Source organism: Flavivirga jejuensis, from assembly GCF_030540765.1.
Lineage (GTDB): Bacteria > Bacteroidota > Bacteroidia > Flavobacteriales > Flavobacteriaceae > Flavivirga > Flavivirga jejuensis.
In genome coordinates, this window is record NZ_JAUOEL010000004.1 from 315,547 (window position 1) to 342,414 (window position 26,868).

Below are 26,868 nucleotides of genomic sequence, written 5' to 3' on the forward strand. Positions count from 1 at the left end.
GTGCATGTCGCTTTCAGCTTCTAAAAATTTTGACAAGAATTTCACGAATTCACAGGAATTCAGTTTTACTATTATTTTACATTTTGGTATGTCACGAAACAGATTTTTAGTCTGCGAAAGCGAACTTACGGACTTCCTAGTTTTCTTTCAAATTTATGTAGCGGTATAAACACCATCATTATCTTTAAAAAACATTACTTCGGATATAATATATTCGTGATTTGCCATATTTTATTAATTACCAATAACAATTTGATATAAACAATTGCTTATATCCACATTAATAAGACTAAAATAATAAATCTTTTAAGTTAAGGTCAATTACGTATGTTGAAGTTTTTCTATTTATTAATCCAATAAATATTTCTCTAATATATTCTCTTTTTTATCAAATCCTTAAAATTCACTTTCAATAATTATCAATCTGATATTTATTCCAAATTACGTATTTTAATATTTTTAAATTACGTATAATTACTTAGTTTTGTACGTATAAAAATACTTAATTATGAACAGTTCAACACCAACTAAGTCTACAAACTTAAATTTATTGAATTTTAAAAATGTGTCCATTCGTACTTTTTGGATCACATCTATATCTTTTTTTATGTGTTTCTTCGCATGGTTTGGTATTGTTCCATTTATGCCAGATGTTGTTAAAGAGTTAGGTTTAACACCAGACCAAAAATGGAACTCCATCATTTTAGCCGTTTCAGGAACGGTGTTTGCACGTTTACTTATTGGTAAATTATGCGATAAATATGGACCCCGTATATGTTATACCTGGTTACTGGTTTTAGGCGCTATTCCAGTTGTTTTATGTGGATTGGTGCAAACACCACTTCAATTTTTAATATGTAGATTATTCATTGGTTTTATAGGTGCTTCATTTGTTATCACCCAAGTACATACCTCTTTAATGTTTGCTCCTAATATTGTTGGTACAGCAAATGCAACGTCTGCTGGTTGGGGTAATCTAGGAGGAGGCGCTAATCGTTTAGGAATGCCCTTAATTGCTGCTATGGTTGTAAGTTTTGGCATAGCAGAAGGAGAGGCTTGGAGGTATTCAATGGTTATTGCTGGTACTATTTGTTTTTTTATGGGGATTCTATATTATCTTTTTACTCAGGATACACCAGAAGGAAACATCAAAGAATTAAGAGAAGCAGGTAAAATGGTTACCACCAAAAAAGACCAAATTGGTTTTTTAAAAGTGCTTAAAGATTATAGAATTTGGATACTTTTTGTGGTTTACGCAGCGAGTTTTGGTATTGAACTTACGGTTTATGGAACTATGGACGATTATCTTCAAAACACCTTTCAATTAGAGCGGATTACGGCAGGTAACATTGTTTTGTCGTTTGCCTTAATGAATATATTTGCGCGTACTTTGGGTGGTTTCTTTGGTGATAAATTCGGGAAACTAAAAGGATTGAGAGGTCGTGTATTATTCCTGTCATTCATATTAACATTACAAGGTATCATACTCGTTTCATTTTCGTTAACAACCAGCATTGTTATTGGTTTTGTCTTTTTAATTCTATTTAGCTTATCGGTTCAAATGGCAGAAGGCGCCACGTTTTCGGTAGTACCATTTATAAATAAAAAAGCGATTGGTTCTGTATCGGGTATCGTAGGAGCAGGCGGAAATGTAGGTGCTTTTTTAGCAGCAATATTACTTAAATCTAAATCTTCTGTAGCAGAAAAAGCCGCTATTGCAGCCAATGAAGGTTTAGGCGAAGATATTATAAATAGTGCACAGGCAGCAGCATCTTCTGCAGCCGTCTCTCAAGGGTATTTAATAATTGGTTTTATAGTAGTCGTAACGGGAATTGTGGCATTAGCCATTAAATTTTCTAACGAAGATGAAAAAATAGCTGATACAGAATTAAAACAATCTCTAGGAAAATTAGCAACTGCTAATAACTAATTGAAAAAAACGGGAACCAAAAATTATCAATTTATGAATATCAGTATTGATTTTTATAGTATTCAGAATAATTGAAATAGAGGTTGCATCGTATTGTTTTATTTTCTTAATTAGTATAAAATGTTGTGGTAAATGGTCAAAAATGAAGTAAAAACAACATGCTCTTATTGTGGTGTTGGATGTGGTATTATTGTAAAGAAAGACATCAATAATAAGGTTTTTGTTGAAGGGGATAAGGATCATCCAGTAAACAAAGGTATGCTTTGTTCTAAAGGCATGAATTTACACTATGTTGTAAATGATACTTCAGACAGAATTTTATATCCAGAAATGCGATGGAGCAGATCACACCCACGTGAGCGTGTGAGTTGGGATGATGCTTTAGATAGAGCAAGTAGTGTTTTTAAATCGATTATAAAAAAGTATGGTTCCGATAGCGTCGGGTTTTATGTGTCTGGACAAAGCCTTACCGAAGAATATTACATTGCCAATAAGCTTACAAAAGGGTTTTTAGGAACTAATAATATAGATACAAACTCACGTTTGTGTATGAGTTCTGCTGTTGTTGGCTATAAAAAAACATTTGGAGAAGATAGTGTGCCAATTTCGTATGAAGATATAGAATTAGCAGATTGTTTTCTTATTACTGGTGCTAACCCAGCATGGTGCCATCCTATTCTTTTTAGACGAATTGAAAAGCGTAAAGAGGAAAATCCAGAAGTTCAAATAATAGTTATTGATCCTCGTAAAACAGATTCCGCTAGTTTTGCAGACTTACATCTTCAATTACTACCAGGTACCGATATTATTCTTTACAATGCCATTGGAAGGCGTTTGTTCGAACGTGGTTTGATTGATAAAAATTTTATAAAAAATTATACCGAAGGTTTTAAAGATTACAAAGACCTCATATTTAAAACTTCGATAAGGCAAGCTTCAAAATTATGTGGCGTTCCTGAAAAAGATATTAAAAAGGCGGCCGATATTATTGGACAATCAAAAGGGTTTATTAGCATGTGGGCTATGGGACTTAACCAAAGTGTTATAGGAACCAACAAAAATGTATCCCTTTTAAATTTGTCATTAATAACAGGTCAGGTTGGTAAGCCAGGATCAGGGCCTTTTTCACTTACAGGTCAACCCAATGCTATGGGAGGGCGCGAAGTAGGAGGTATGGCTAATCTATTAGCTGTTCATAAAGATTTAATGAATGAAGAGCATAGGCGAGAGGTGGCTCAGTTTTGGGGTGTTGATAAAATATCTCCGAAACCAGGGTTAACAGCTACCGAAATGTTTGATGCGTTGGAAAGTGGGAAATTAAAAGCGGTTTGGATTATTTGTACCAATCCGTTAGTGAGTATGCCAAATACACATCAAATAGAGCGTGCCATGAAGCAGGCTAAATTTGTTGTTGTTCAAGATATTTCGCATAAAGCAGATACATTAGAGTATGCCGATTTAGTGCTTCCAGCTGCAGGATGGTTAGAGAAGGAGGGGACGATGACAAATTCTGAGCGTCGTATTTCATATTTACCAAAGGAAATAGACGCCCCAGGAGAAGCAAGACCAGATGTAGAAATTCTTTGTGATTTTGCACAAAAAATGGGTTTCCGTGGATTTAATTACAACAGTGCCGAAGAGATTTATAGTGAATATACCGCTATGACTAAAGGTACCAATATAGATGTATCGTTTTTAAATTACGACAGGCTTAAAAACGAAGGCACTTTTCAATGGCCAGTACCAGAACATAGACATCCTGGAACGCCCAGACTTTTTGAAAATAAGGAGTTTTATACGCCTTCAAAAAAAGCCATATTCAATACGCCTACCAGGATAGAGAACACATCATCAAAACCAACTGAGGAATTTCCTTTGATTCTTACTACAGGACGTATTAGGGATCAATGGCATACCATGACTAAAACGAGTAAAGTATCTAGGTTAAAAACACATTATCCAACGCCTGTTTTAGAAATTAATCCTGTTGATGCCTACTTAAATAAAATTAAAGAGGGCGATATTACCGAAATTAAGAGTAGTAATGGTGTGGTTAGAGTACGCGCAAAAGTTACGGAAGCTATTAAAAAAGGTGTCGTGTTTTTACCAATGCATTGGGGAAAACAGTTGCAGAATGATTTAAATAGAGCCAATAATTTAACGAATACGGCTATAGATCCCATATCTAAAGAGCCAGATTTTAAATTTACCTGTGTTTCGGTTCAAAAATATAAGAAACCAGTAGAGAAAATTATAATTGTTGGAGCAGGAGCCGCAGCGTTTAGATTTATTCAAAATTATAGAGAGCATAATGAGGTAGACGATATACATGTATTCTCAAAAGAACCTAATCTGTTTTATAATAGAGTGTTACTTCCAGAGTATGTTACCGAAGAGTTAACTTGGAAGCAGTTATTAAAAATTAAGGCTATTGAGCTGAATAAACTTCAAGTAAAACTTCATCCAGAAACGTTTATTTCTAGTATAGATAAAGAGAAGAAAGAAGTTACAGATAGTAATGGTGAGACACATACATTCGATAAACTCATTCTTGCTACGGGAAGTCGCGCTTTTATTCCTAAAGATGCCAAGATAGATTTACCAGGACGTTTTACCATGCGAAATAAAATTGACGCCGATAGGTTTAAAGCGTATTTAGATGCTACTAATTTACCTCCAGAAGAACAACATGTTGTTATTGTTGGGGGCGGATTGCTTGGTTTAGAGTTAGCGGCAGCTTTAAAGCATAAAAATGTAAAAATCACGATTGTTCAACGAGCCTCTAGGCTTATGGAACGTCAGTTAGACAAAGTATCCAGTAAGTTATTAGCTTTAGATGTGCAAGAGCGAGGTATTCAAATATACTTTGATAATGAGGTTAGTACGGTATTTGATGATGATGAGACTGGGGAACTTAATATCAATTTAAAAAGTGGTAAGTTAATTACAGCGAATGCTATTGTTTATGCTATTGGAACAATTCCTAACATAGAGATTGCCAGAGAAAATGGCATTCTTTGCAGTCGTGGTGTTAGAGTTAATCAGCATTTGCAATCGTCGCATCCAGATATATTTGCTATTGGTGAGATTGCAGAATTTAAAAATCAATTGTTCGGTATTACATCGGCAGCAGAGGAACAAGCCACTATTTTGGCAAATTACATAGCAGGAGATATTAGTTGCTCTTACCATGGATCGGTGCTTATGAATATTTTAAAATTCAACAATCTTAACTTATGCAGCATTGGAAATATAGAAGTACCAGAAAATGACGATACATACGAAGAAGTGATCTTTACAGATATTTCCAAGCGTTATTACAAAAAGTGTATTGTTAAAGATGATTTGCTAGTCGGTGCTGTTTTAATGGGCGATAAGAATGAATTTGCCGAATTTAAAACGATGATTGAGAGTAAGATTGAGATGTCTGATAAGCGAAATACATTACTTCGCGGTTCATCCAATGATAAACCCGTTTTAGGAAAATTAATATGCTCTTGTAGTCAGGTAGGAGAAGGTAATATAGAAGAAGCTATAGCAAGTGGATGTACTAATTTTACTGAGCTTTGCAGTAAAACAGGAGCAGGTTTAGGATGTGGGAGCTGTAAAACTGAAGTTAGAGACATACTTCATAATTCAAAAGTATTAGCATAATGGAAGAACGCTACAGATTAAGAATAAATGGAGGCGTATTATCTCCTGGAGAATTAAAATACATTTGTGAAGCTGCTGAAGGCTTAGGTTTAGATGCCATATCATTTGGTTCTAGGCAGGATATTATTTTCCCTGAGGAAATAGATGAAAGTAAGTTCGATCAGTTTGATAAAGTGCAATTTGTAAAACCCAAACGAGATCGTGTTGAAAATATAACATCTTCTTATGTTTCGGCAGATATATTACCTAGTACCTCATGGCTTACCAGCGATCGGTATTTATATATTATAGAACAGTTTAAGCATAAACTGAGTTTAAGAGTTAATGTTACAGACCCAAAACAACGTTTAGTCCCCTTATTTACAGGAAATATTAATTTTATAGCTTCAGAGCATGAAGATTATTGGTATTTATATATTAGGCTTCCTGGTTGGAAAAAAACACAAATGTATCCAGCATTAATATATAGCTGGGATATGGATAAGATAGAACTGGCTATAGAAGATATTTTACAAGAAGAACCAGAAACTATCGAAACCGTTTTTGAATTGGTAAGTGATTCTGTCGATACCAATAACAGAACGGTAGATAAGCCTTTAGAAGTTCCTTTTTACCCATTTCCGTATTATGAAGGTATGAATCGTATTGGAACTGATAGATATTGGTTGGGTTTATATTGGAGAAATAATCGTTATGATTTAGATTTCTTAAAAGCGATGTGCGACTTGTGCTTTGAGAATAAATTAGGTAAGATTTCAATCACACCCTGGAAATCTTTTATAGTAAAAGGGATTCCGTTAAAGGCGAAACTTCAGTGGGAAAAACTTTTGGGTAAATTTGGTATTAATGTGCGTCATTCTATGTTAGAGATGAATTGGCATATTCCAGTAAACGATCCTGATGCCTTGAACTTAAAAAAATATCTGGTTACTAACTTTGATCAAAATGATATTAGTACTTACGGACTAACTTTTGGAATTACGAGTTACAAGAGCGATACTTATAATTTTACTTCCATCGTTATCGAAAAAAATAAGCAACCTGAAGCTATTGGAGATTTTAAGATAAGAGATACCTATAATTTATTGTACGCTAAGGATTTCGATCCTAATACACGCAAATACATCATGCATGTACAGGATGTTGATAAAGTGGAATTACCAGGGTTGTTAATGGAATTAAGTCAGTTGTATTTTGAACAATTAGGAACAGAACGAGAAGAAGAAAAAGCAGCTGAAGTGGTCTCAGATAAAATTGAAGAAGAAGTATATCAATGTCAGGATTGCTTAACCATTTACAACGAAGTTTATGGAGATATCACGCAACAAATTCCACCAAAAACATCTTTTGAAAACCTTTCTGATACTTATGAATGTTCCCTATGTGAAGCTCCCAAAAGTAGTTTTAGGAAAAAGATATTAGTTAAATAATTAATATAGACGTGAGTTTGATTAAAACAGGGTTCGATTTAATGCAAGCATATTTATAACAATAAACTCACTAATAGTGTTACATGTCGCTTTGAGTCTTTCTACTCGGCTCAGGACAGGTTAAAATCGAAAGATCATTACTTCCCATAATTATAAGATGACTTTCTGTCTATGGTATGGTTTAGTTAGCATTTATGCCATAAAAAGAACAGCTGCAGAAATTATCTACAGCTGTTAAAAAAACTAAAGCAAAAATAACTAGAATAATTCTGTTATATCTATTTGTTTAATAGCCAGGGTTTTGTAGTAAGTTTTGATTTAAATTTAGTTCTACAATAGGTAACGGGTATAAATAATCTTCTCTAGTAAAATTGCGAACCTCCCCTTTCTCAAGTAATAAACATCTTCTATCGCCAACACCTGTTTTCGTGGTTTTTTCTCCAAAAGCATAAGAACTAGGTGTATAAAGAGCATCGTTATCTTGATAAGCAGTACCTTCTATAACAGCACCAAATATATCCGCACTTAATTCTTCTTCTGCAATACCCCAACGTCTTAAATCATTATACCTTGAAGTCTCTGCAAAAAGTTCAATAGTGCGCTCTCTTCTAATTTCTGTTTCAATGTTCATGTTATTAGTTGCCAAAAACGCATTACTAATAGCTGGTAATCCTGCTCTAGCTTTAACTAAGTTAATAGATTCATTCATTTGTGCATCAGTTAGACTACCATTTAGTTCGTATAAAGCTTCAGCATACATTAAATACACTTCTGCTAAACGTATATAGGGTAAATCTGGAGATTCTTCATGGGATGCTCTATATACAGGCCAATTCCATGAAACAAATTTTGAATTAAAGGATCCAAAATCATTTTCACCTTTTAAAAGTACCGTGCCATCTACAGGGATTTCATGGGTAGCATTATCAGTAAAATAAGCTCTCATTCTATAATCTCTATTTTGGAACTCATCAGACACGTTTACATAACCTTGAAATAATGGCGATTGATCAATAGGTAATCCATCTATGCATAAAAGCATATCTAACATTTTTCTACTAGGTTTTAATCTACCTACCGCAGTGTGACTAAATAAAGCATCACCTGGTTTTAAAGTAGCATCATACTTACCATAAAAGATATACTCTTTATTTGATGTTTTGTCTAATCCAGCTGGGTTTGATCCGCTATCCTCTAGCATAAATAAGAAATAAGAACTCATATTATCAAGAACATCATTATAATTCCAAAGCTCAAAACCACCTTGATCCATAACCGTTTTTGTTAAGGTAATGACTTCTTGTAAATACAAATCAATATTAGAATCATTAAACCCTGCACTTCCCGCTCCAGAAGAAACACCATCACCATCTGTACTTGTTCCTACATATTTCATCCATGTGGCTTCATGCAACAAAACTTCTGCTTTAAATGCCATAGCCGCCCATTTACTAATTTTACCTTTATCATTAGAAGCAATGTTTTGTTCTGTAGGTAAACCAGCTATAGCCACATCTAAGTCAGATAAAACCTGGGCAACAACTTCATATCTACTATTACGAGGGGCATATCCTTCTTCAGAATCAACCAGTAATGATTTTGTTATTAAAGGAACACCGCCAAATCGTTGTACTAAAAAGAAATGTTGATAAGCTCTAAAAAAATAAGAGACTGCTACATACTCTGCGATATCATTTGGATCTCCAGCATAACTTTCTGCTCTTTCTATTAATAGGTTTATATCTCTAATGGATGTGTAAGTATTATTATAAAAATCATCAGTTTCGGAGGCAACCAAATCTCCTCTACTATATTTTTGTTCATCAGAATTTTCTTTCAAACCAGTTAAATCGGAACCATGATCCATAAGATATCCCATATTACCTTTCCATTGGATCAAACCAGTATAGAACGTGTTAGAGCCCGTTAAAAAGTGTTCTGGTTCGTTGTAGTAAACCTCATTCGTTATTTCTGCAGGTGGAGTTAAATCTATAAATTCGTCTGCACAAGATGCAAATAGCAATAGGATGCTAGGTAATATTATATATATTATTTTTTTCATTTCTATATTTTTTAATTATTAAAGAACTATAATGTTAGTTATAGGGATACTTTTACACCTAGTGCCCAAGTACGCATAAATGGATATGCACTCGCATTGGTGTCTGCCCTTGATTCTGGATCCCATCCGTCTTTTACTTGACTCCACTCGAATAAATCATTTCCTGAGAAATAAATACGTAGTGTATTTATTAGCGTATTCCCCATTTTGAGGTCTTTTATATTATAACCAAGAATAAGAGATTTTAATCTAATATATCTGTTGTTTTGTAACATGAAATCTTTATTTGTATAGTTCCAAGCAGCTAAAGGACTAATAGTAGTCAACCTAGGGAATTCTGCATTGGGATTATCTTCGGTCCAAGTTCTACCTAACCATGTATTAGACTGGTTTTGCCATACTTGTTGAAAGGGTGATGCAAAAAAACCTGTTCTTAATATTTTATGATTTAAAGCCCCTTGAAAAAATGCACTAAAATCAAAACTCTTATATTTTATATCAAAATTGAACCCATAAACATGATGAGGTAAAGCATCTCCTTGGTAAGTTAAATCTTCACTATCAATTGTACCATCCTTATTAGTGTCTACAACACGAGTGTCTCCTGGGCGTAATGCACCTGTTGAAGTTTGCGAAGGTAATTCGCCTCCTGGTTTAAGACTACTATAATAGGTATCAACTTCTGCTTGGTTTGCGAAAAAACCATCAGTTTCCCACATATAAAACGAGTTAATAGGTTTGCCTTCAATTATTTCAGAATCATCTGCAGCATTAAGCCCCGCTACTGGTACCCCGCCAAAATTATCTTCAGAGAAAAATGAAGTTACTTTGTTTCTGCTATCACTCATATTAGCACTAACGCTAACATTGAAATCACCAAATGTATTCGCATATCCTAAAACAACTTCCCATCCTTTAGATTCTAATGTACCTGAATTTGTATATGGAGCTAAAGGTGCAATGGTAGCAGGGATTTGCCTTTGTATAAGCATGCCGATATTCTTCTTATTAAAAAAATCGATTGCACCAAATACTTTATTGTTGAATAATTTAAAGTCGACACCAATTTCTTTAGAAACAATACGTTCCCATGTCGTTGTAGTGCTAAATAAATTGCTTCCTGAAGAATTTCCTTGTTGCGCTGCAGTAGCACCAAAAACAGTAATTCTGGATTTTATAGAGTCAATGTTAGGGATCGTATTAAGGGCAACGGTCGATAAATATCCAAATTCATCAATACCAGCCGTACTTCCTAATTCACCATAACCACCACGTATTTTTAAAAACGACACGACATTGCTATTTTTTAAGAAATTTTCGGAGCTTAAAACCCAACCAGTAGACACATTACCGTAATTAGACCATTTTTGTCCTTTAGCAAATCTAGAAGAACCATCTCGTCTCCCTTGTAATTCTAATAAATATTTACCCTTGTAGTCGTAATTTATACGTCCTATATAGCCAAAAAAGCCCCATGTGTTACCTCCTCCGAAGGTTGTAACTGCTAAATCTTCAGATCCTATGGCTAGATCGTAAACCCCATAATCAACAAAACCATTTCTTCTAGCTCTGAGTCTTTTATTTGTATTTCTATCGGCTTCTATTGCTAATAAACCAGAGAGGTTATGATTGCCAATATTATTACTATAATTTAAAGATGCTTTATAGTTTTTATAAGTAATTCTATCTGTTGTTTCTTGAATATATGATGTGCCATTTATCTGGGCTGGAGCTACATCTCCAAACCAATTATATGTTGGAACAGTTAAATGGTATATCTGATCTTCTGAATCTTGATCGCTATAAGAGTAAGACCCTGTAATATTTAAATTATCGGTTAATTTATATTCTATTGATGTTGTTAATCTTAACTGTTTGTCTATATTATTCTCTCGACCCCCATCTATAACTCTTGCAACAGCATTTCTACCTCCAGCAATATTACCCCCGAAATTTGCATACCATTGACCGAATTGATTTTTCGAGGCAAATATTGGTGGATCAATGGTTGTAGCTTCTCTATCTAAACCACCTGATGGCCCAGAAAAAGACGTATGAAAGTAAGATATGTTTGTGCTTAATTTTAACCTCTCGCTTACATTAACACCATAATTTAATGAGAAATTATATCTATCTCTACTATCATCTGCAACCTTTAAACCACCAACATTTTCGTCGTAACCTGCAGCCATACGGAAATTACTTTTTTCACTACCTCCCGATACACTTATATTATGTTGGTTAGAATAAGAATTTCCAAACATTTCATCAAATCTATTGGAATCACTTACATATACATCTCCTAAAAAATTAGTAAAATGATAGATTCCCTCTTCTCCTGCAGCGAATCTTTCTAAATTTTCAGTTCCTAGCCAAAAACCAAAATTAGGAGTTTCATCCTGAGAAGTAGCTGCTAACCAAAGGGCTCCCCATTCTTGCATTGTTGGTGTTGGTGGACGAATCCCTATGGTACCTACACGTAAAATACTACTTATTTCAATCTTAACATCTCCTTTCCCTTTTTTGGTTGTAACTAAAATAACACCACCAGCAGCACGAGAACCATATACAGATGCAGCCCCGCCTTTTAAAACACTAATACTTTCAATGTCATTTGGATTCATATCATTGAAAGAGGCATCATTTATTGTTGGAACGCCATCTATAACAATAAGAGGAGATATTCCATTTATAGAACTAACCCCACGAACAAGAAAGTTAATGTCTTCATCACCTGGACGAGATGAATTACGAGTAATTACCAAACCAGGGGTTCTACCTTGAAGTGCTAAAGCAGTGCTACCAACTGCTAAATCTTCGAAAGCTTCAGCTTTTACTTGCTCAATAGATCCTGTAAGTGTTTCCTTTTTTGCTATTCCGTATGCGACTACTACAACTTCGTCTAAAGCAGCAAGATCGGTTTGCAATGTTACATGAATAGTATTGTTTTTTCCTACTGTTATTTCTTGAGTTACATATCCTAAATAAGAAAAAATGATTACGCTTTCATTTGATGGTACATTAATAGAAAAATTCCCATCAAAATCTGTTACTGTTCCTTTGGAGGTTCCTTTTACAATGACGTTTACTCCAGGGACACTCATGTTGTCTTCGGCACTTATAACCTTACCCGAAATGGTTCTATTTTGCTCAATGTCTAAATTTGAAATTGGTTTTTCGAGATAAGAAATTTCTGTGGTTGCATGTACTTGTGTAAATGTACCACAAAATAGAAAACCTATTATCCAAAATAGACTTGCGAAAAAATTAAGTATTAACTTACTGGGACTTAGTTTAATCATAAATTTTAATTTAAAAAGATTAGTTTTAATTTGTTAATACAATGTAATTATTAAGAATATAAGTAATAATAAACCTTCATTCAATAGCTGTAAATTATGGTTCTTTTTGTAAGAAAAAATAAGTTTTAATTGAATGATTTCTATTAAAATGTTATTTAGAGAGTGTTTTTTGGCTCAATATTATTTTGAAAACCAAAATTTAATGTACATCTATTTAATAGTTTTTGGATAAGATTATATGAGGCTATTAAAAAGATGAAAATACATGTAATGTGTTTATTTTTAATATATTAGTATGAATATATTATAAAGAATGTGCATTTTTTTTTACCATCTATGAAGGCTTAATATTTTTTTGTATAATTATTCTTATAAAAATATCTTAATTATTAAGATTCATAAATAAATATTATATTCCATGGAGTTAAAAGATGTGTAATTAGTGAGAATACAATGAAAAAGGATGATAATTTATAATTATTGAACGATAATTTATCCTTTATATTCATCATTCTTTATTATACTTGCGATATAATTCACAGGAATTTTCAGAAAGATTTAAAAGGAATAAAGTCCTTTTTAACCAAAAACATATAACCATAGACATGACTAGATCATTATCATTATTAATATCGACCGTTTTTTTAATAGTTGCATGTGCTTCACCCAAAAAGCAGGAACCAGTATTTAGCCCAACAGAAATGTTGGATTTAAGTGTTTTAAAAACCAAAGAGAACCTTAAAGGAATATCCGATTCAAATAGCTTTCTAAGAAATATTCCGAAAGGGAAATCAGATTGGAAAGTTGTAGGAGTTAAAAATTGGTGTAGTGGTTTTTGGCCAGGTATTTTGTGGTATGCTTATGAGAATTCTGGGGATGAAACAATAAAGAAACGTGCCGAAAATTTTACAGCTTCTATAAAAACAATAGCCTACTCGCCAGCAGAGGATCATGATATAGGTTTTATGGTATACTGTAGTTATGGAAATGGTTATAGATTGACAGGTAACGAAGCATATAAAAAAGTATTACTATCTGCGGCAGATACTTTGGCAACACTTTACAATCCAAAGGTTGGGTCTATTCTTTCCTGGCCAGTAAAGGTAGAGGAGTATGGTCATAATACGATAATAGATAATATGATGAATTTGGAGTTGCTTTTTTGGGCAGCTAAAAATGGAGGTAATAAGCGTTTGTATGATATTGCAGTAAGCCATGCAGAAGTTACTATGAAGAATCTAGTTAGACCAGATGATGCTGTTTTTCATGTAGGAGAATTTGACGGTAATACAGGAGCATTTGTTAAAGGGCATACACACCAAGGGTATGCAGATGAATCTATGTGGGCTAGAGGTCAGGCATGGGGCATTTATGGTTTCGCAATTGCTTATAGAGAAACAAGAAAGCAAGAATTTTTAGATACCTCTATAAAGCTAGCGAATCATTTTTTAAACCGTTTGCCTGAAGATGGTATACCGTATTGGGATTTTGATGATCCAAAAATACCAAATGCCCCAAAAGATGCATCAGCTGCAGCTATAACATCTTGTGGGTTGCTAGAATTGACAGGTTTAGTTAAAGATGAAAAATTGAAAGAAAAATATATAAAAGCAGCAAATAATTTTGTAGAAAAACTATCATCTAAAGATTACTTTAGTGGAGATACAAGTAAGGCTCTCTTATTACACTCTACAGGAAATCATCCTAAGAATTCAGAAATTGACGTACCAATAATTTATGCAGATTATTACTATATGGAAGCTTTAACGCGATTAAAAAAGATGGAGGCAGCAAATAATGCCGCACAAACCCAAAAATAAATAGTGTTACTAAGGCTTGAAGATCAAACAATAATTAAGACACGAACCAGCCTGCCGAATGGCAGGTTGCACGAATTTACACGAATAGAATCTCAATGTATTTGAGATCTCTATGTCTACCGTAAACACGAATCAGACTTTCAGTCAGTTATAACACCTATACAGGTTTGTTACTTTTCTTTGGATGAGCAAAGAAATTGAAGATTCATGAATTCCTAATTTATCAAATAAGATTTGTGAACTAAAAGTAATTAATAAATATATAAAAGATGCCGGTACACCGTAGCAGATACAGGTAGGATTTCTTAATAGCCTCTCCTTTGCCTCACCCAGAACTGCCTTTTTTCACAGTTATGGGTGAGACAAAATAAAAAAATTAGGTTTTTGCCTCTAAAGTCAAAATAAAACTGACGAAATACTACTATAGCTTGTCTAGAATCTGCAAAGGCAAGGATAATCAGTTTCAAGATTTTTTTATTTTATGCTGTAAATCTAATACTAAATTTAATAAAGGATAAACTTGTCCTTTTATTAAGAACAGGTTAAAATCTATACAAAAAAACCATTCGTCGACACTTAACCGTTATTCATCTACACTTAATTTCAATCTAGCTAAGGGTGGTCATTCATTTTATCTTACTACATTATTTTTACATTATAATTAAAGTTTGGAAATGATGAAAAATAATTTAAAAGTACTTCTTATAGAAGATGATATGATTGAAATCATGAAATTTAATAGGGTTGTGGCGTCTTTAAAACTTCAGCATACTATCATTGAAGCGAACAATGGAGAAGATGCTTTAAAAATTTTACAAAAAAAAGACGAATTACCTGACATAATTTTATTAGATTTAAACATGCCAAAAATTAATGGCATAGAATTTTTAAATATTCTTAAAAAAGATAACACTTTAAAATATATACCAACTATTATTTTAACAACCTCTAATAACCAGAATGATTTATTAGAATGTTATAAAATAGGGATTGCAGGATATGTTTTAAAACCTTTGAAATACGATGATTATGTTTCTAAAATGGAAAAGATATTAGCGTATTGGAGTATTAACGAGTTAAAACAAATATAAAATATAATATGAAAGGTATTGTTTTTACCGAATTTTTAGATTTAGTAGAAGATAAGTTTGGATTAGAAATGGTTGATGAAATAATAAACAAGTCTAATCTAGAATCTGGTGGTGTTTACACTTCTGTAGGTACCTACAAGTTTTCAGAAATGTTACAATTGCTTAATCATTTAAGTACCAATACAGGAATATCTATCGATGATTTACTATTGGTATATGCAGAACATTTTTTTAGTGTTTTAAAAACTAGCTATCCTGAAATCCTAGAGACCTACAAAGACCCTATAGAAATGATTTCATCTATTGAAAACCATATACATATAGAAGTTAGAAAAATATATCCAGATGCAGAACTACCAACATTTGAAGTTCTTGAGAAAACAGGCCATTCGATTATAATGATATACAAATCAAGTAGAGCGATGCATCATTTTGGTTTGGGATTAATGAATAAAACATTTGAACATTTTAACACAGCTGCTACGATTGAGTTAGAAAAAATAAAAGAAGACGGTACCGAAGTTAAGTTTATAATTAATAAAAATTAATGAGTCAAGATAAAATTGACGTACTACAGCGTGCACTTGCCCGCGAAAAAGCTGCCAGAAAACAGGCGGAAAAAATCCTTGAAGATAAATCTTTAGAGTTATACGATGCTAAAGAAAAGTTAGAACAATCATATTTAGAGTTGGAAGCATCGTTGAATAAAAAAGACTCGCAATTACAGGGTGTTTTTGAAAACATTGTAGATGCCTATGTTATTATGGATCTTTTGGGCAATATTCTTAAAATGAATGAAGCTGCTGTATCTTTGTTAGGTTTTAATCACGCTAAAGAAAATTTCAACCTTATAAAAATGGCAGCCCCTGAAGAGGTACAGCGTGTTTTAGAATCGTTTAATATTCTTTTTAAAAAGGGGTCACTTACAGATTTTCATTTAAATATTATTACAAGGAAAAACGAACCGAAATTAGTACATATTAATGCCAGTATTATTTACGATAATGGAACACCTGTAGCAGCCCAAGGTATTGTTAGAGATATAACATTAGATAATAAATATAAAAATCGGTTAGAAACAGAGCGCCAAAAGTATAGTAACATTATCGCTAATATGAATTTAGGTTTGGTTGAAACTGGTATTGACGATAAAATATTAATGGTTAATCAAAGTTTTTCCAAAATGTCTGGATATTCAGAAGAAGAGATAATAGGAAAAACAGGAAAAGAACTATTTATAACAGAAGAAAATGCGGAAATTATTGAAACTAAAGATTCGAAACGCCATAGAGGTGAAGCGCATTCTTATGAAATAAAGGTTAGAAACAAATTAGGAGAAGACAGGTATTGGTTAGTAAGTGGTGCTGCAAATTATAATTTAGAAGGAAAGGTTGTAGGTTCTATAGGGGTTCATTTAGATATAACTGGTATAAGAAAATTAGAACATCAAAAAGAAAAATTACTGAATGATTTATCTAAAAGTAATGAAGAATTAAAAGAATATGCACATGTTGTATCGCACGATTTAAAATCACCTTTACGTAGTATAGATGCTTTAGTTAGTTGGATTAAAGAAGATAATAAAGGTAAATTAGATCCTACCAGTATTCAGAATTTTGAGTTAATTGAGACGACATTAGAGAAAATGGAACAACTTATATCTGATGTGCTAAGTTATTCGAGTATAGGTTCCGAAAAAAATGAGAAAACAGACGTCGATCTGGATAAAGTTGTTAAAGATCTAATTAAGATTCTTTATGTGCCAGATCATATTTCTATCAATATTGAAAATACGTTACCAACCATTAAAGGAGAACGTATGAAACTACAACAAGTATTTCAAAATTTAATTGGGAATGCTATTAAATTTATTGATAAAGAAAAAGGCTTCATTACTATCCAGGTTAAATCACTTCGTACACATTATAAGTTCTCTATAGCAGATAATGGCATGGGGATAGAGAAGCAATTTCATAATAGGATTTTTAAAATATTTCATGCTTTAAATAAAAGTAAAGACTCTACTGGCATTGGATTATCCATAGTAAAAAAGATAATTGATTTGCATGAAGGAGAAATTTGGTTGGAAAGTAACCCTGGTGAAGGAACTACATTCTTCTTCACTCTTAAAAAATAAAAGATGAAAACGGTACAATTAAAAAAACACAAAACTGCTGATTGGAACTATTTAACAGAAAATATAACACTAAAAAAACCATTAGTTTTAGTTTTTGGTAATAGGTATATGCTAGAAGACGACACTATTTTTGAAGATGTGAAAGCGCTTTATCCAGACGGACATTTAGTGTTTGGTTCTACCAGTGGCGATATAACGTCCAATAGTGTTGATGATGATAGCATTACAGTTACAGCCATTGAATTTGAAAAAAGTCAGTTTTTAATTAAAACCAGTAATATTTTAAATTCAGATTTAGATAGTTATAAAACAGGAGTCGATTTAGTAAATCAGTTTCCAGAAAAAGGATTAAAATACATTTTTGTATTGTCTGAAGGTAGTTTTATTAATGGTAGTGAGTTAACCAAAGGTATGAATGCCTCAATCCAAAACAATATTTTAATTACAGGCGGACTTTGTGGTGATGCCGCCAGATTTGAAAAAACGGTAGCATCCTATAACGAAAACCCTAAACCAGGAGAAATTGTTGCCATAGGATTTTATGGTGAGACGTTGGAAGCTTCTTTTTCTATTCATGGTGGTTGGACACCCTTTGGTCCAGAGCGTGTGGTAACAAAATCAGAGTCGAATGTCCTTTATGAATTAGACAATCAACCAGCGCTCGATTTATATAAAAAATATTTAGGAGATAAATCTAACGAATTACCAGCCGCCGCCTTATTGTATCCTCTTAACGTAAAATCCTTAAAAGAAAAACAATCTTTTGTTAGAACTATTTTAAATATTAATGAAAAAGATAATGCCATGATTCTCGCTGGAGATATTCCAGAAAACTCTAAGGTACAACTCATGATGACCAATGTGGATAATATTGCCAATGCCTCAGAGCGTGCAGCTAAACAAGCATTAGAACTAAGAACCAATACCTCTCAATTGGCATTATTAGTAAGTTGTATTGGGAGAAAATTGGTTTTAGACCAACGTGTTGAAGAAGAAATTGAAGAAGTTGTTGCGGTTGTTGGACAAGACACCACTATTTGTGGCTTTTATTCTTACGGAGAAATTGCACCTTTTCATGGTGAGAATAATTGTCAACTTCATAATCAAACCATGACTATAACGTTAATTAGCGAATAATGAATTCATTACTAAAACGTCAATTACGTAAATGTTTTCCAGAAGGATTGACAGGCTCTAAAGATTTGGAGCGATTTATAGATGCTGTAGATAGATCGTATCATAATTTTGACGAACAATATGTTATGCAGCAACGGGCTATGGCTATTAGTTCTGATGAGTTGTCTGTTGCAAACGAACAATTAAAACAAGAAACGAATACGCAACAAGAAGTTATAAATAAATTAAAGCGGGTTATAGAAACACTTAAATTTTATGAACTTCCAAATAATAACAGTCTGGAAAATGTAGATTTAGATGGTATAAAATTGATAGATTTTATAGACAATCAAACTAAAGAGATCGTAGAGATGAACAAGCAACGTGAAAAGCTCTTAAATGAGTTAGCGCATCAAAATCAGGAGTTAAGTGATTATGCACATATGGTATCTCACGATTTAAAATCCCCGTTAAGAAGCATTGATGCATTAACGTCTTGGTTAAATAGTGATTATCACGATAAGCTTGACGATAGTGGTAAGGATAATATAAAACTTATTAGAGATAATGTAGAAAAAATGGATACCCTTATTACGGGTATTTTAGAATATTCTACCATTGGTAAAAATCAATTAGAAAGCTATGATGTAGATCTCAATAAAATTATAGATAACATTCTGAATGTTATTGAGATACCTAAACATATTTCTATAGTGAAAAAAGGAAGCTTACCTGTTTTAATAGGGAATAAGTATAGGTTACAACAACTCTTTCAAAACCTAATCGATAATGCCATAAATAATAATGATAAAACATCAGGGCTTATTGAGATTGGTGTAAAAAGCCAGGAAAACTTTTGGGAGTTTTATATAAAGGATAATGGTAAGGGGATTGATGCTCCCTATTTCGATAAAATTTTTAAAACCTTTCATAAATTAGAGAATAACACCCAATCAACAGGTATTGGACTATCTATAGTTAAGAAAATTATCGACCTGTACGATGGTAAGATTTGGTTAACCTCTCAATTAGGTAAAGGAACAACTTTCTATTTCACCATAAAAAAGTAACTTACACAGCTTATGGAGCAACCTAATTTATCATACATTGATACGCTTTCTGGAGATGATAAAGCCTTTAAAGAAAAGATGATTTCTATTATTAAAGCTGAATTTCCAGAAGAAAAAGCGGTATACTTTAAAAACATTGAAGCTAAAAACTTTAACGAAGCTTCGGAAAATGTACACAAACTTAAACATAAAATTAGTATTTTAGGGCTTGAAAAGAGTTATGAGGTCGCTACAGATTATGAAAACAATTTAAAAAACAATCATGATGATGCGGAAAAAGAAACGTTTAAAATCATTCTTGAAAACATGACCAACTTTTTAGATACTTTATAATTTTATTTTATGAATTGTATTATAATTGATGATGAATCCACTGCCAGAGCTATTATAGCACAACTATGTACTAATATTCCAAGTTTAAATGTTTTAGAAGAATTCCAAAATGCACTACAAGCTATCAAATATTTAAATCAGAATGATGTAGATCTTATCTTTTTAGATATTCATATGCCAGATTTTACAGGCTTTGATTTTATTCAAACACTAAAAAGTCTGCCTAAAATAATTTTAACGACCTCCGATTCTCAATTTGCTATTGAAGCTTTTGAGTATGATTGTATTGTCGATTATTTAGTAAAACCCATTACATTGCCGCGTTTTGAAAAGGCGATTCAAAAAGCAGAATCAACTAAAATAAAAACAGAAGTACCAACAACGGCAATGGCAACAGATGATGTTGAAACGTTATCTGGTAATGATTTATATATAAATATAGACAGGCGTTTAATAAAACTAGATATTCCTAGTATTTATCTTATAGAAGCTAAAGGAGATTATATCAATGTAAAAACCGAAGACAAAAACTATACAGTACATTCTACATTAAAGAAAATAGAAGATAAATTGCCTAACGATTTATTCTTAAAAGTACATCGCTCATATATTATCAACATTAAAAAAATCATAGATATTGAAGATAATAGTGTATTGATTAAAAAAGATGTAATTCCAGTAAGTCGCTCAAACCGTCCAGAGTTAATGAAACGATTGAATTTGTTGTAAACTTTAAAACAACAGGGCGTTATTTTTGACTGAACAAAGTATGAGTGACGAGATATCATATAAGAGTTCATTTTATAATGCGATGTCTCAAAATCGTACCTTATTTCGACATGATTCCTAAATTATAATTCCATGTTCCTAATCCGTTTGTTACAGAGCGAAATATAAGTGATGAGGTGACTTGAAACAATACTATAGTGATCCTTTTATAATTGAGTGATTATGCAATTAATATAATGTGTCATTTAAAGGCAAATACTTAGGTTTTTGCCTTTTTATTGGTCTCATAATTACCGTTTAACGATTAAAACAATCAATTCGTCGACACTTTTTCTTGCATTCACCGAAAATTAAAGTTTCAAAACATATAATAACTTATACTTGTAGTATAAAACAACAAAACCATGAATAAAAACCTACTTTTTGTTTTCGTTTTTGCATTTATTACCCATAGTAATGCACAAGACGAGCCATTTAACTGCGATTACAATGCTTATTTATTCCAGTATAACGATGTTTATGCTATAGATTTAGCATCTGGAAGTTCATACAATGTGGCAACCGATATTACCGAAGGGACAATTAATGCAGCAGCATACAATCCTGCAGACGGATTTATTTGGGGATCGTTAAGTTATCCGTCAAAATCCATAGTGAGAATAGGTAAAGATTTTTCAACATTAATTTTTTATGTGGATGAATTATCTACAAGTGGACGTTACATTGGTGATATAAATACCCAAGGTGTTTACTATTTAAAAGGTGGGGGAACAACCTACTATACCATAGATGTAAATCCGAATTCTGAAAACTATGGAAATCATATAGCTACAAACGATTTTTCCCAAAGTTTAAGCATCCATGACTGGGCGTTTAATGCTGTAGATGATAAATTGTATACGGTAGAAAAGAACACGAACAAATTATACCGTATAGACCCAGATACTAATATTATAGAGGACTTAGGAGAAGTGCCTATTTTATCTGGTTTAAATTATACTTATGGTGCTGTATATTTTGACGCATCTGGTCGTTTTTATGTATCAGCGAATCAAACAGGAACCGTTTATGTGATTCAAAATGTACAGGATATAGATGGTACTAATGCTATAGATTCTAATTTATTTGCTTTTGGACCTTCGAGTTCTCAAAATGACGGAGCACGTTGTCCAACGGCACCAGTACCTCAAGAAGATTGTATTAATGGCATTGATGATGATGGAGATGGCCTTGTAGATTGTGAAGATCCTTCATGCTCTGGGTATGCTTCTTGTCCAGTTATAGTAGCACCTATATCTAGTGGTAATGAAGGTGGTTTAGAGAGTAACAACAGACTTTCAGAACTTATTAATAAACGAAACTTTAACAGAGCAAAAAATAATTACAAGTTTGATAAAGCATCAGCAAAACGATTAGTAAAATCTGCAAAGTATGGTAAAAAAGCAGGTAAAACAGGATTACAATTATCCGATTTTGTGCCCATAGAAACGATAAGCGAAGATTATATTATAGAATCGTCTCCAACCGATCTGTTAAACATTACCAATGCTACAGATATATATTCTGTAGACTATATGAAAGAAGATAAAGCTATAGCAACCATACTGGTTCTTAAAACAGATAGTGGTGTCTATGAACATACTAAATACATTTGTGATAGATTATTAGGAGCAGAATTACTTTCGGTATCAACTATTGAAATAAGAGACCACAGTTTTATAAAAGCTTTAATTAGAAATGTTGATGGTTCTTTGGAGTTTGTACTCAGTTTATCGGCAAAACCATCTAATGGTGATAATAACTTTGAGGTAGAAAGCCATTGGAATCTAGATAAATATGAAAGTAATGTGCCATTCTATAATTTTCAAATATGGTCTAATTCATTAGATGATCTATTACACTTAAGTGAAGAGGTGGTACGATTATTAGACATTCAAAAACCAGTAACAAGTTATAATAGTTCGGCTCCTCCAACAGTATTTGTTAAAAAAGGAAAATACCACCATGGTAAGTTGGAATTACAAATTGTAAATAGCAATAAGAGTGAATCTATTAATTTTAATGCAGGCTTAAGAGCTACAGAAACTAATGTTTTAGAGAATATAACATCAACATTGAATTTAGATGGTAATTACATTACTAATATAGAAGTAGATACAGGGAGTCTATTTGATATTGGTTTTAGAATAGGAGACGGAATACAAACACCAGATGACTTGTTTATGTCTGATGGTCCCTGGGGGTATGATGATGCTTCTTCAGGAACAGAGCTTATTACCTACGACATAGTACCAAATAAAGAAGCATTTGATGCTGCTGATTTCCCTATAGAGCGTAATATAGAGCTAATAGCGAATACTAATGACTATATAGCGGCTTATCGTGCGTTAACACCTAAATATAATCCTGTAGATGTATCCAATTATAATAGCTTACAATTTAAAGCCAAAGGAACAGGAACAATGACTGTAAGATTAATTAAGGAAAGTATAAGTAATTGGGATGCACAATATAAAACAGACGTTGTGTTAACAGATAAATTACAAGACTATAGTATGCCGTTTTCTGAGTTTACATCTACTAACGGTAATAATTTTACGACTCATGACATAACATCTATGATATTTACTATGACATCTGAAACGGGCGAGGAAGAAACTAAAGAAATGACCTTAGAACAATTACGTTTTTCAACAAGTAAAGCCGTTTTAGTGGAATCATTAAATGATAAAATAGTTATATCTCCAAATCCTATGATATCTAATGCAACGTTACATTTTACAAGTGAAGACTCAGAAAGCGTTGAATTATTGGTTTATAATCAATTAGGAAGCTTGGTGAAAAGGACGACACATGAAACTGTTGAAGGTAAAAATGAAATAAAATTGGGCAGAATAGGATTAAACTTAGGAATGTATTTCTGCAGTATAAAGAGTAATACTAAAACTTATGACCCGATAAAATTGCTCATTGAGTAACATTGACAATTATTTTTAGACCTAAAAGGCAAAAGCATTATGTTTTTGCCTTTTTTATTGATCTCGAATGACGTTAAAAAGATGTTTTAGTGTACTTCTTTTTCAATCTTTAAAAATTTTTTGATACGAGCCAGCCTGCTAGTTGCTAAGGTGTACCCACATCTTTTTTAAATTATTTTCCCTATAGAACTTTAATCTATATAAACTACGACTGCAAACTAAGGCTTGAGTATCAAACGATAATTAAGACACGAACCAGCCTGCCGAATGGCAGGTTGCACAAATTTATACGAATAGAAACTCAATGTATTTGAGATTTCTATGTCTACCATAAACACGAAGCAGACTTTCAGTCTAACAAAGCAAACCTGTAGACTTCCTGTCCATTCTTTAGGTGAAAAATAACTAATCTAGGTAATACCTCCATTCGTCTACACTTAATTTTCATCTACCGAAAATAAAAATATAACCCCTTATAGTCATATAACTTTAGAGTATTAAATACAACTATTATGAAAAAAATACTACTATTACTCGTACTTATCTACACGAATGCCTATACACAAGATATTCCATTCAATTGTGATTATAATGCTTACTTATTTCAATATAACGACGTGTATGCTATAGATTTAGCTTCGGGGAGTTCATATGCCGTAGCCACCGATGTAACCGAAGGAACTATTAACGCTGCTGCCTATAATCCAGCAGATGGATTTATCTGGGGCTCATTAAGTTTTCCATCAAAATCTATAGTTAGAATAGGTAAAAACTTTTCAACGCTTATTTTTTATGTTGATGAGTTACCTACTAGCGGACGTTATGTAGGTGATGTAAGTGCCGAAGGTGTTTATTACTTAAAAGGAGGAGGAACGCCATATTATGCCATAGATTTAAATCCAGAATCTGATAATTATGGAAATTATATAGCAACTAAGAATTTATCACAAAATATAAGCATTCACGACTGGGCATTTAATTCAGTAGATGGTAAATTATATACCGTAGAAAAGAAAACAAATATTTTATACCGTATAGATGCAGAAACAGGTAGTATAGAAAATATGGGTGAAGTCCCTATCCTTTCTGGTTTAAACTATACCTATGGTGCCGTTTATTTTGATGCTTCTGGTCGTTTTTATGTGTCAGCTAATCAAACGGGGACCATATATGTGATTCAAAATGTTCAAGATTTAAATGGTACAAATGCTATGGACTCAAATCTTTTTGCGTTCGGACCATCAAGTTCACAAAATGATGGAGCACGTTGTCCAACAGCTCCAGTACCACAAGAAGATTGTACCAATGGTATTGATGATGATGGCGACGGATTGATAGATTGTGAAGATCCTTCATGTTCTGGTTATGCAGCGTGTCCTGTTATAGCAGCACCAACATCTAGTGCTAATGCAGGAGGATTAGAAAGTAACAACAGACTATCCGAGCAAATTAGTAAACGAAACTTTAATAGAGCAAAAGCAAGTTATAAGTTTGATAAAAACACGGCGAAACGTTTTTCGAAATCTGCCAAATATGGAAAGAAAACAGCAAAAGGAAGTTTACAATTAAGCGATTTTATTCCTTTTGAAACCATAGGAGAAGATGGGGTTATAGAATCATCACCAACAGATCTGTTAAGCATAACCAATGCTACAAATGTATATTCGGTAGATTATATGAAACAAGGTGAAGCAGTCGCTTCCATACTATTGTTAAAAACAGAAAAAGGGGTTTACGAGCATACAAAATACATCTGTGATCGTTTATTAGGTGCAGAATTAATATCCGTGTCAACGATAGAAATACGAGAACAACAATTCATAAAAGCACTTATAAAAAATGTTGATGGCTCCTTAGAGTTTGTATTAAGCTTGTCGGCAAAATCAGTAAATAATGATACAGATTTTTCAATAGAAAGCCACTGGAATTTAGATAAGTATGAAACTAATGTGCCTTTTTATAACTTTCAAATATGGTCTAATTCTTTAGATGATTTATTAAGGCTAGGGGAAGAGGTTGTTAGACTGTTAGAAGTTCAAAAACCAATTTCAGAGTATAACAATTCAGCACCACCATCAGTATTTGTTAGAAAAGGAAAATACATTAATGGAAAACTTGATTTAGAAATTGTAAATACTAATAGAACAGCAACTGTAAATTTTGATGGTGGTTTAAGAGTCACAGAAACAAACACCGTTGAATATGTAGCCTCTTCTTTAGATTTAGATGGAAACTACATTACTAATATAGAACTTGATGCAGGAAATCTGTTTGATATTGGTTTTAGAATAGGGGATGGTGTAGCAACTCCAGACGATTTGTTTATGTCTGATGGTCCTTGGGGTTATGATGATGCAGCGCCTAGTACCACCGTTAATAATTATGAAGTTGAAGTTAATAAAGAACAGTTTAATGATGATGAATTCCCTATTGAGAGAAACATCACATTAAAAGCGAACACCAGCGAGTATGTTGCAGCATACAGAGCTTTAACACCAAAATTTAACCCTATAGACCTATCTGGTTATAATAGCTTTCAATTAAAAGCCAAAGGAACAGGTACGATGATTATAAGATTAGTTAAACAAAGTGTGAGTAATTGGGAATCTCAATACAAGGCTGTGATAACATTAACAGATAATTTACAAGATTACAGTATCCCATTTTCAGAATTTAAATCGATTACAGATGAAGCTATGGCAGTAAATGATGTAACATCTGTCGTGTTTACGATGCTATCTGAAAGTGGCGAAGAGGAAACTAAAGAAATGACCTTAGAGCAATTACGCTTCTCGGTAAGTAATACATTGTCAGTTGCAACTTTAAACGCAGACGATTCATTACAAATTACAGCCATACCAAACCCGATGAAATCTAATACTGAAATTCATTTTACAGCAGAAGCTTCAGAAGCAGTAGAACTGTTAATGTATAATCAAATAGGGCATTTGGTAAAGCAAATTGACTTTCAAACTGTAAAAGGTCAAAACAACATTAGAATAAAGAGAGACCATCTAAGTTCTGGAATGTATTTCTGTAAAGTGAAAAGCAAGTATAGAAACTATAAAACCATTAAATTACTACTAGAATAACTAGTGGCTACTCTAATTTGTTTTTGAAAAGGCAAAAGACGTAAGTTTTTTTGCCTTTTTATATTTTAAAATGTTTAGACAGACAGAAAGTCTATTTCGTGAAACCAGCCAGGAGGCTGGTTCG

15 protein-coding genes are annotated in these 26,868 nt (G+C 32.8%); 13 read left to right on the forward strand and 2 right to left on the reverse strand.

Annotated features, from left to right (window positions below; genetic code table 11):
* The first annotated feature begins 508 nt into the window (after window positions 1-508).
* The 3 genes from Q4Q40_RS12975 (at window position 509) to Q4Q40_RS12985 (ending at window position 7,014) form a co-directional block, all read left to right on the forward strand.
* Entirely contained in the window at window positions 509-1,930 is a 1,422-nt protein-coding gene (locus Q4Q40_RS12975) for an MFS transporter (RefSeq protein ID WP_303302272.1), read from the forward strand.
* A 132-nt stretch (window positions 1,931-2,062) separates the two neighbouring features.
* Window positions 2,063-5,584 carry a nitrate reductase gene (locus tag Q4Q40_RS12980; RefSeq protein ID WP_303302273.1) on the forward strand — a complete coding sequence of 1,174 codons (3,522 nt, stop codon included), beginning with the start codon at window positions 2,063-2,065 and terminating at the stop codon, window positions 5,582-5,584.
* Window positions 5,584-7,014: a rubredoxin gene (locus Q4Q40_RS12985; RefSeq protein ID WP_303302274.1), complete on the forward strand. Its 1,431-nt coding sequence runs from the start codon at window positions 5,584-5,586 to the stop codon at window positions 7,012-7,014. Before Q4Q40_RS12980 ends, Q4Q40_RS12985 begins: the two co-directional genes overlap by 1 nt.
* Before the next feature lie 286 nt (window positions 7,015-7,300).
* On the opposite strand, the gene Q4Q40_RS12990 is transcribed toward Q4Q40_RS12985, so the two are convergent.
* Window positions 7,301-9,076 carry a RagB/SusD family nutrient uptake outer membrane protein gene (locus tag Q4Q40_RS12990; RefSeq protein ID WP_303302276.1) on the reverse strand — a complete coding sequence of 592 codons (1,776 nt, stop codon included), beginning with the start codon at window positions 9,074-9,076 and terminating at the stop codon, window positions 7,301-7,303.
* 38 nt (window positions 9,077-9,114) lie between these two features.
* Window positions 9,115-12,378, reverse strand: a complete 3,264-nt coding sequence (locus Q4Q40_RS12995) for a SusC/RagA family TonB-linked outer membrane protein (protein ID WP_303302277.1) — start codon at window positions 12,376-12,378, stop codon at window positions 9,115-9,117.
* A gap of 605 nt (window positions 12,379-12,983) precedes the next feature.
* On the opposite strand from Q4Q40_RS12995, the gene Q4Q40_RS13000 reads away from it, so the two are divergent.
* From Q4Q40_RS13000 to Q4Q40_RS13045, 10 genes are all read left to right on the forward strand, one after another.
* Window positions 12,984-14,198 carry a glycoside hydrolase family 88 protein gene (locus Q4Q40_RS13000; RefSeq protein ID WP_303302279.1) on the forward strand — a complete coding sequence of 405 codons (1,215 nt, stop codon included), beginning with the start codon at window positions 12,984-12,986 and terminating at the stop codon, window positions 14,196-14,198.
* A 677-nt stretch (window positions 14,199-14,875) separates the two neighbouring features.
* Window positions 14,876-15,289, forward strand: a complete 414-nt coding sequence (locus Q4Q40_RS13005; RefSeq protein ID WP_303302495.1) for a response regulator — start codon at window positions 14,876-14,878, stop codon at window positions 15,287-15,289.
* Window positions 15,290-15,297: 8 nt separating this feature from the next.
* Complete coding sequence (locus Q4Q40_RS13010) at window positions 15,298-15,837, forward strand: heme NO-binding domain-containing protein (protein ID WP_303302280.1); 540 nt, start codon at window positions 15,298-15,300, stop codon at window positions 15,835-15,837.
* Entirely contained in the window at window positions 15,837-17,426 is a 1,590-nt protein-coding gene (locus tag Q4Q40_RS13015) for a PAS domain-containing sensor histidine kinase (RefSeq protein ID WP_303302281.1), read from the forward strand. Before Q4Q40_RS13010 ends, Q4Q40_RS13015 begins: the two co-directional genes overlap by 1 nt.
* Before the next feature lie 3 nt (window positions 17,427-17,429).
* The gene (locus Q4Q40_RS13020; protein WP_303302282.1) at window positions 17,430-18,563 is read left to right on the forward strand and encodes an FIST signal transduction protein; all 1,134 of its coding nucleotides are present in this window, start codon (window positions 17,430-17,432) and stop codon (window positions 18,561-18,563) included.
* Window positions 18,563-19,612, forward strand: coding sequence for a sensor histidine kinase (locus tag Q4Q40_RS13025; protein ID WP_303302283.1), 1,050 nt, complete (start codon window positions 18,563-18,565; stop codon window positions 19,610-19,612). Before Q4Q40_RS13020 ends, Q4Q40_RS13025 begins: the two co-directional genes overlap by 1 nt.
* Window positions 19,613-19,624: 12 nt before the next feature.
* Complete coding sequence (locus tag Q4Q40_RS13030) at window positions 19,625-19,945, forward strand: Hpt domain-containing protein (RefSeq protein WP_303302284.1); 321 nt, start codon at window positions 19,625-19,627, stop codon at window positions 19,943-19,945.
* A 9-nt stretch (window positions 19,946-19,954) separates the two neighbouring features.
* Window positions 19,955-20,674, forward strand: coding sequence for a LytR/AlgR family response regulator transcription factor (locus Q4Q40_RS13035; protein WP_303302285.1), 720 nt, complete (start codon window positions 19,955-19,957; stop codon window positions 20,672-20,674).
* Between the two features lie 404 nt (window positions 20,675-21,078).
* A complete protein-coding gene (locus tag Q4Q40_RS13040; RefSeq protein WP_303302286.1) occupies window positions 21,079-23,652 on the forward strand; it encodes a DUF6923 family protein in 2,574 nt (857 codons plus the stop codon).
* Window positions 23,653-24,164: 512 nt separating this feature from the next.
* Window positions 24,165-26,744 (forward strand): DUF6923 family protein, encoded by a 2,580-nt coding sequence (locus tag Q4Q40_RS13045; RefSeq protein WP_303302287.1) that lies wholly within the window; start codon window positions 24,165-24,167, stop codon window positions 26,742-26,744.
* Window positions 26,745-26,868 lie beyond the last annotated feature (124 nt).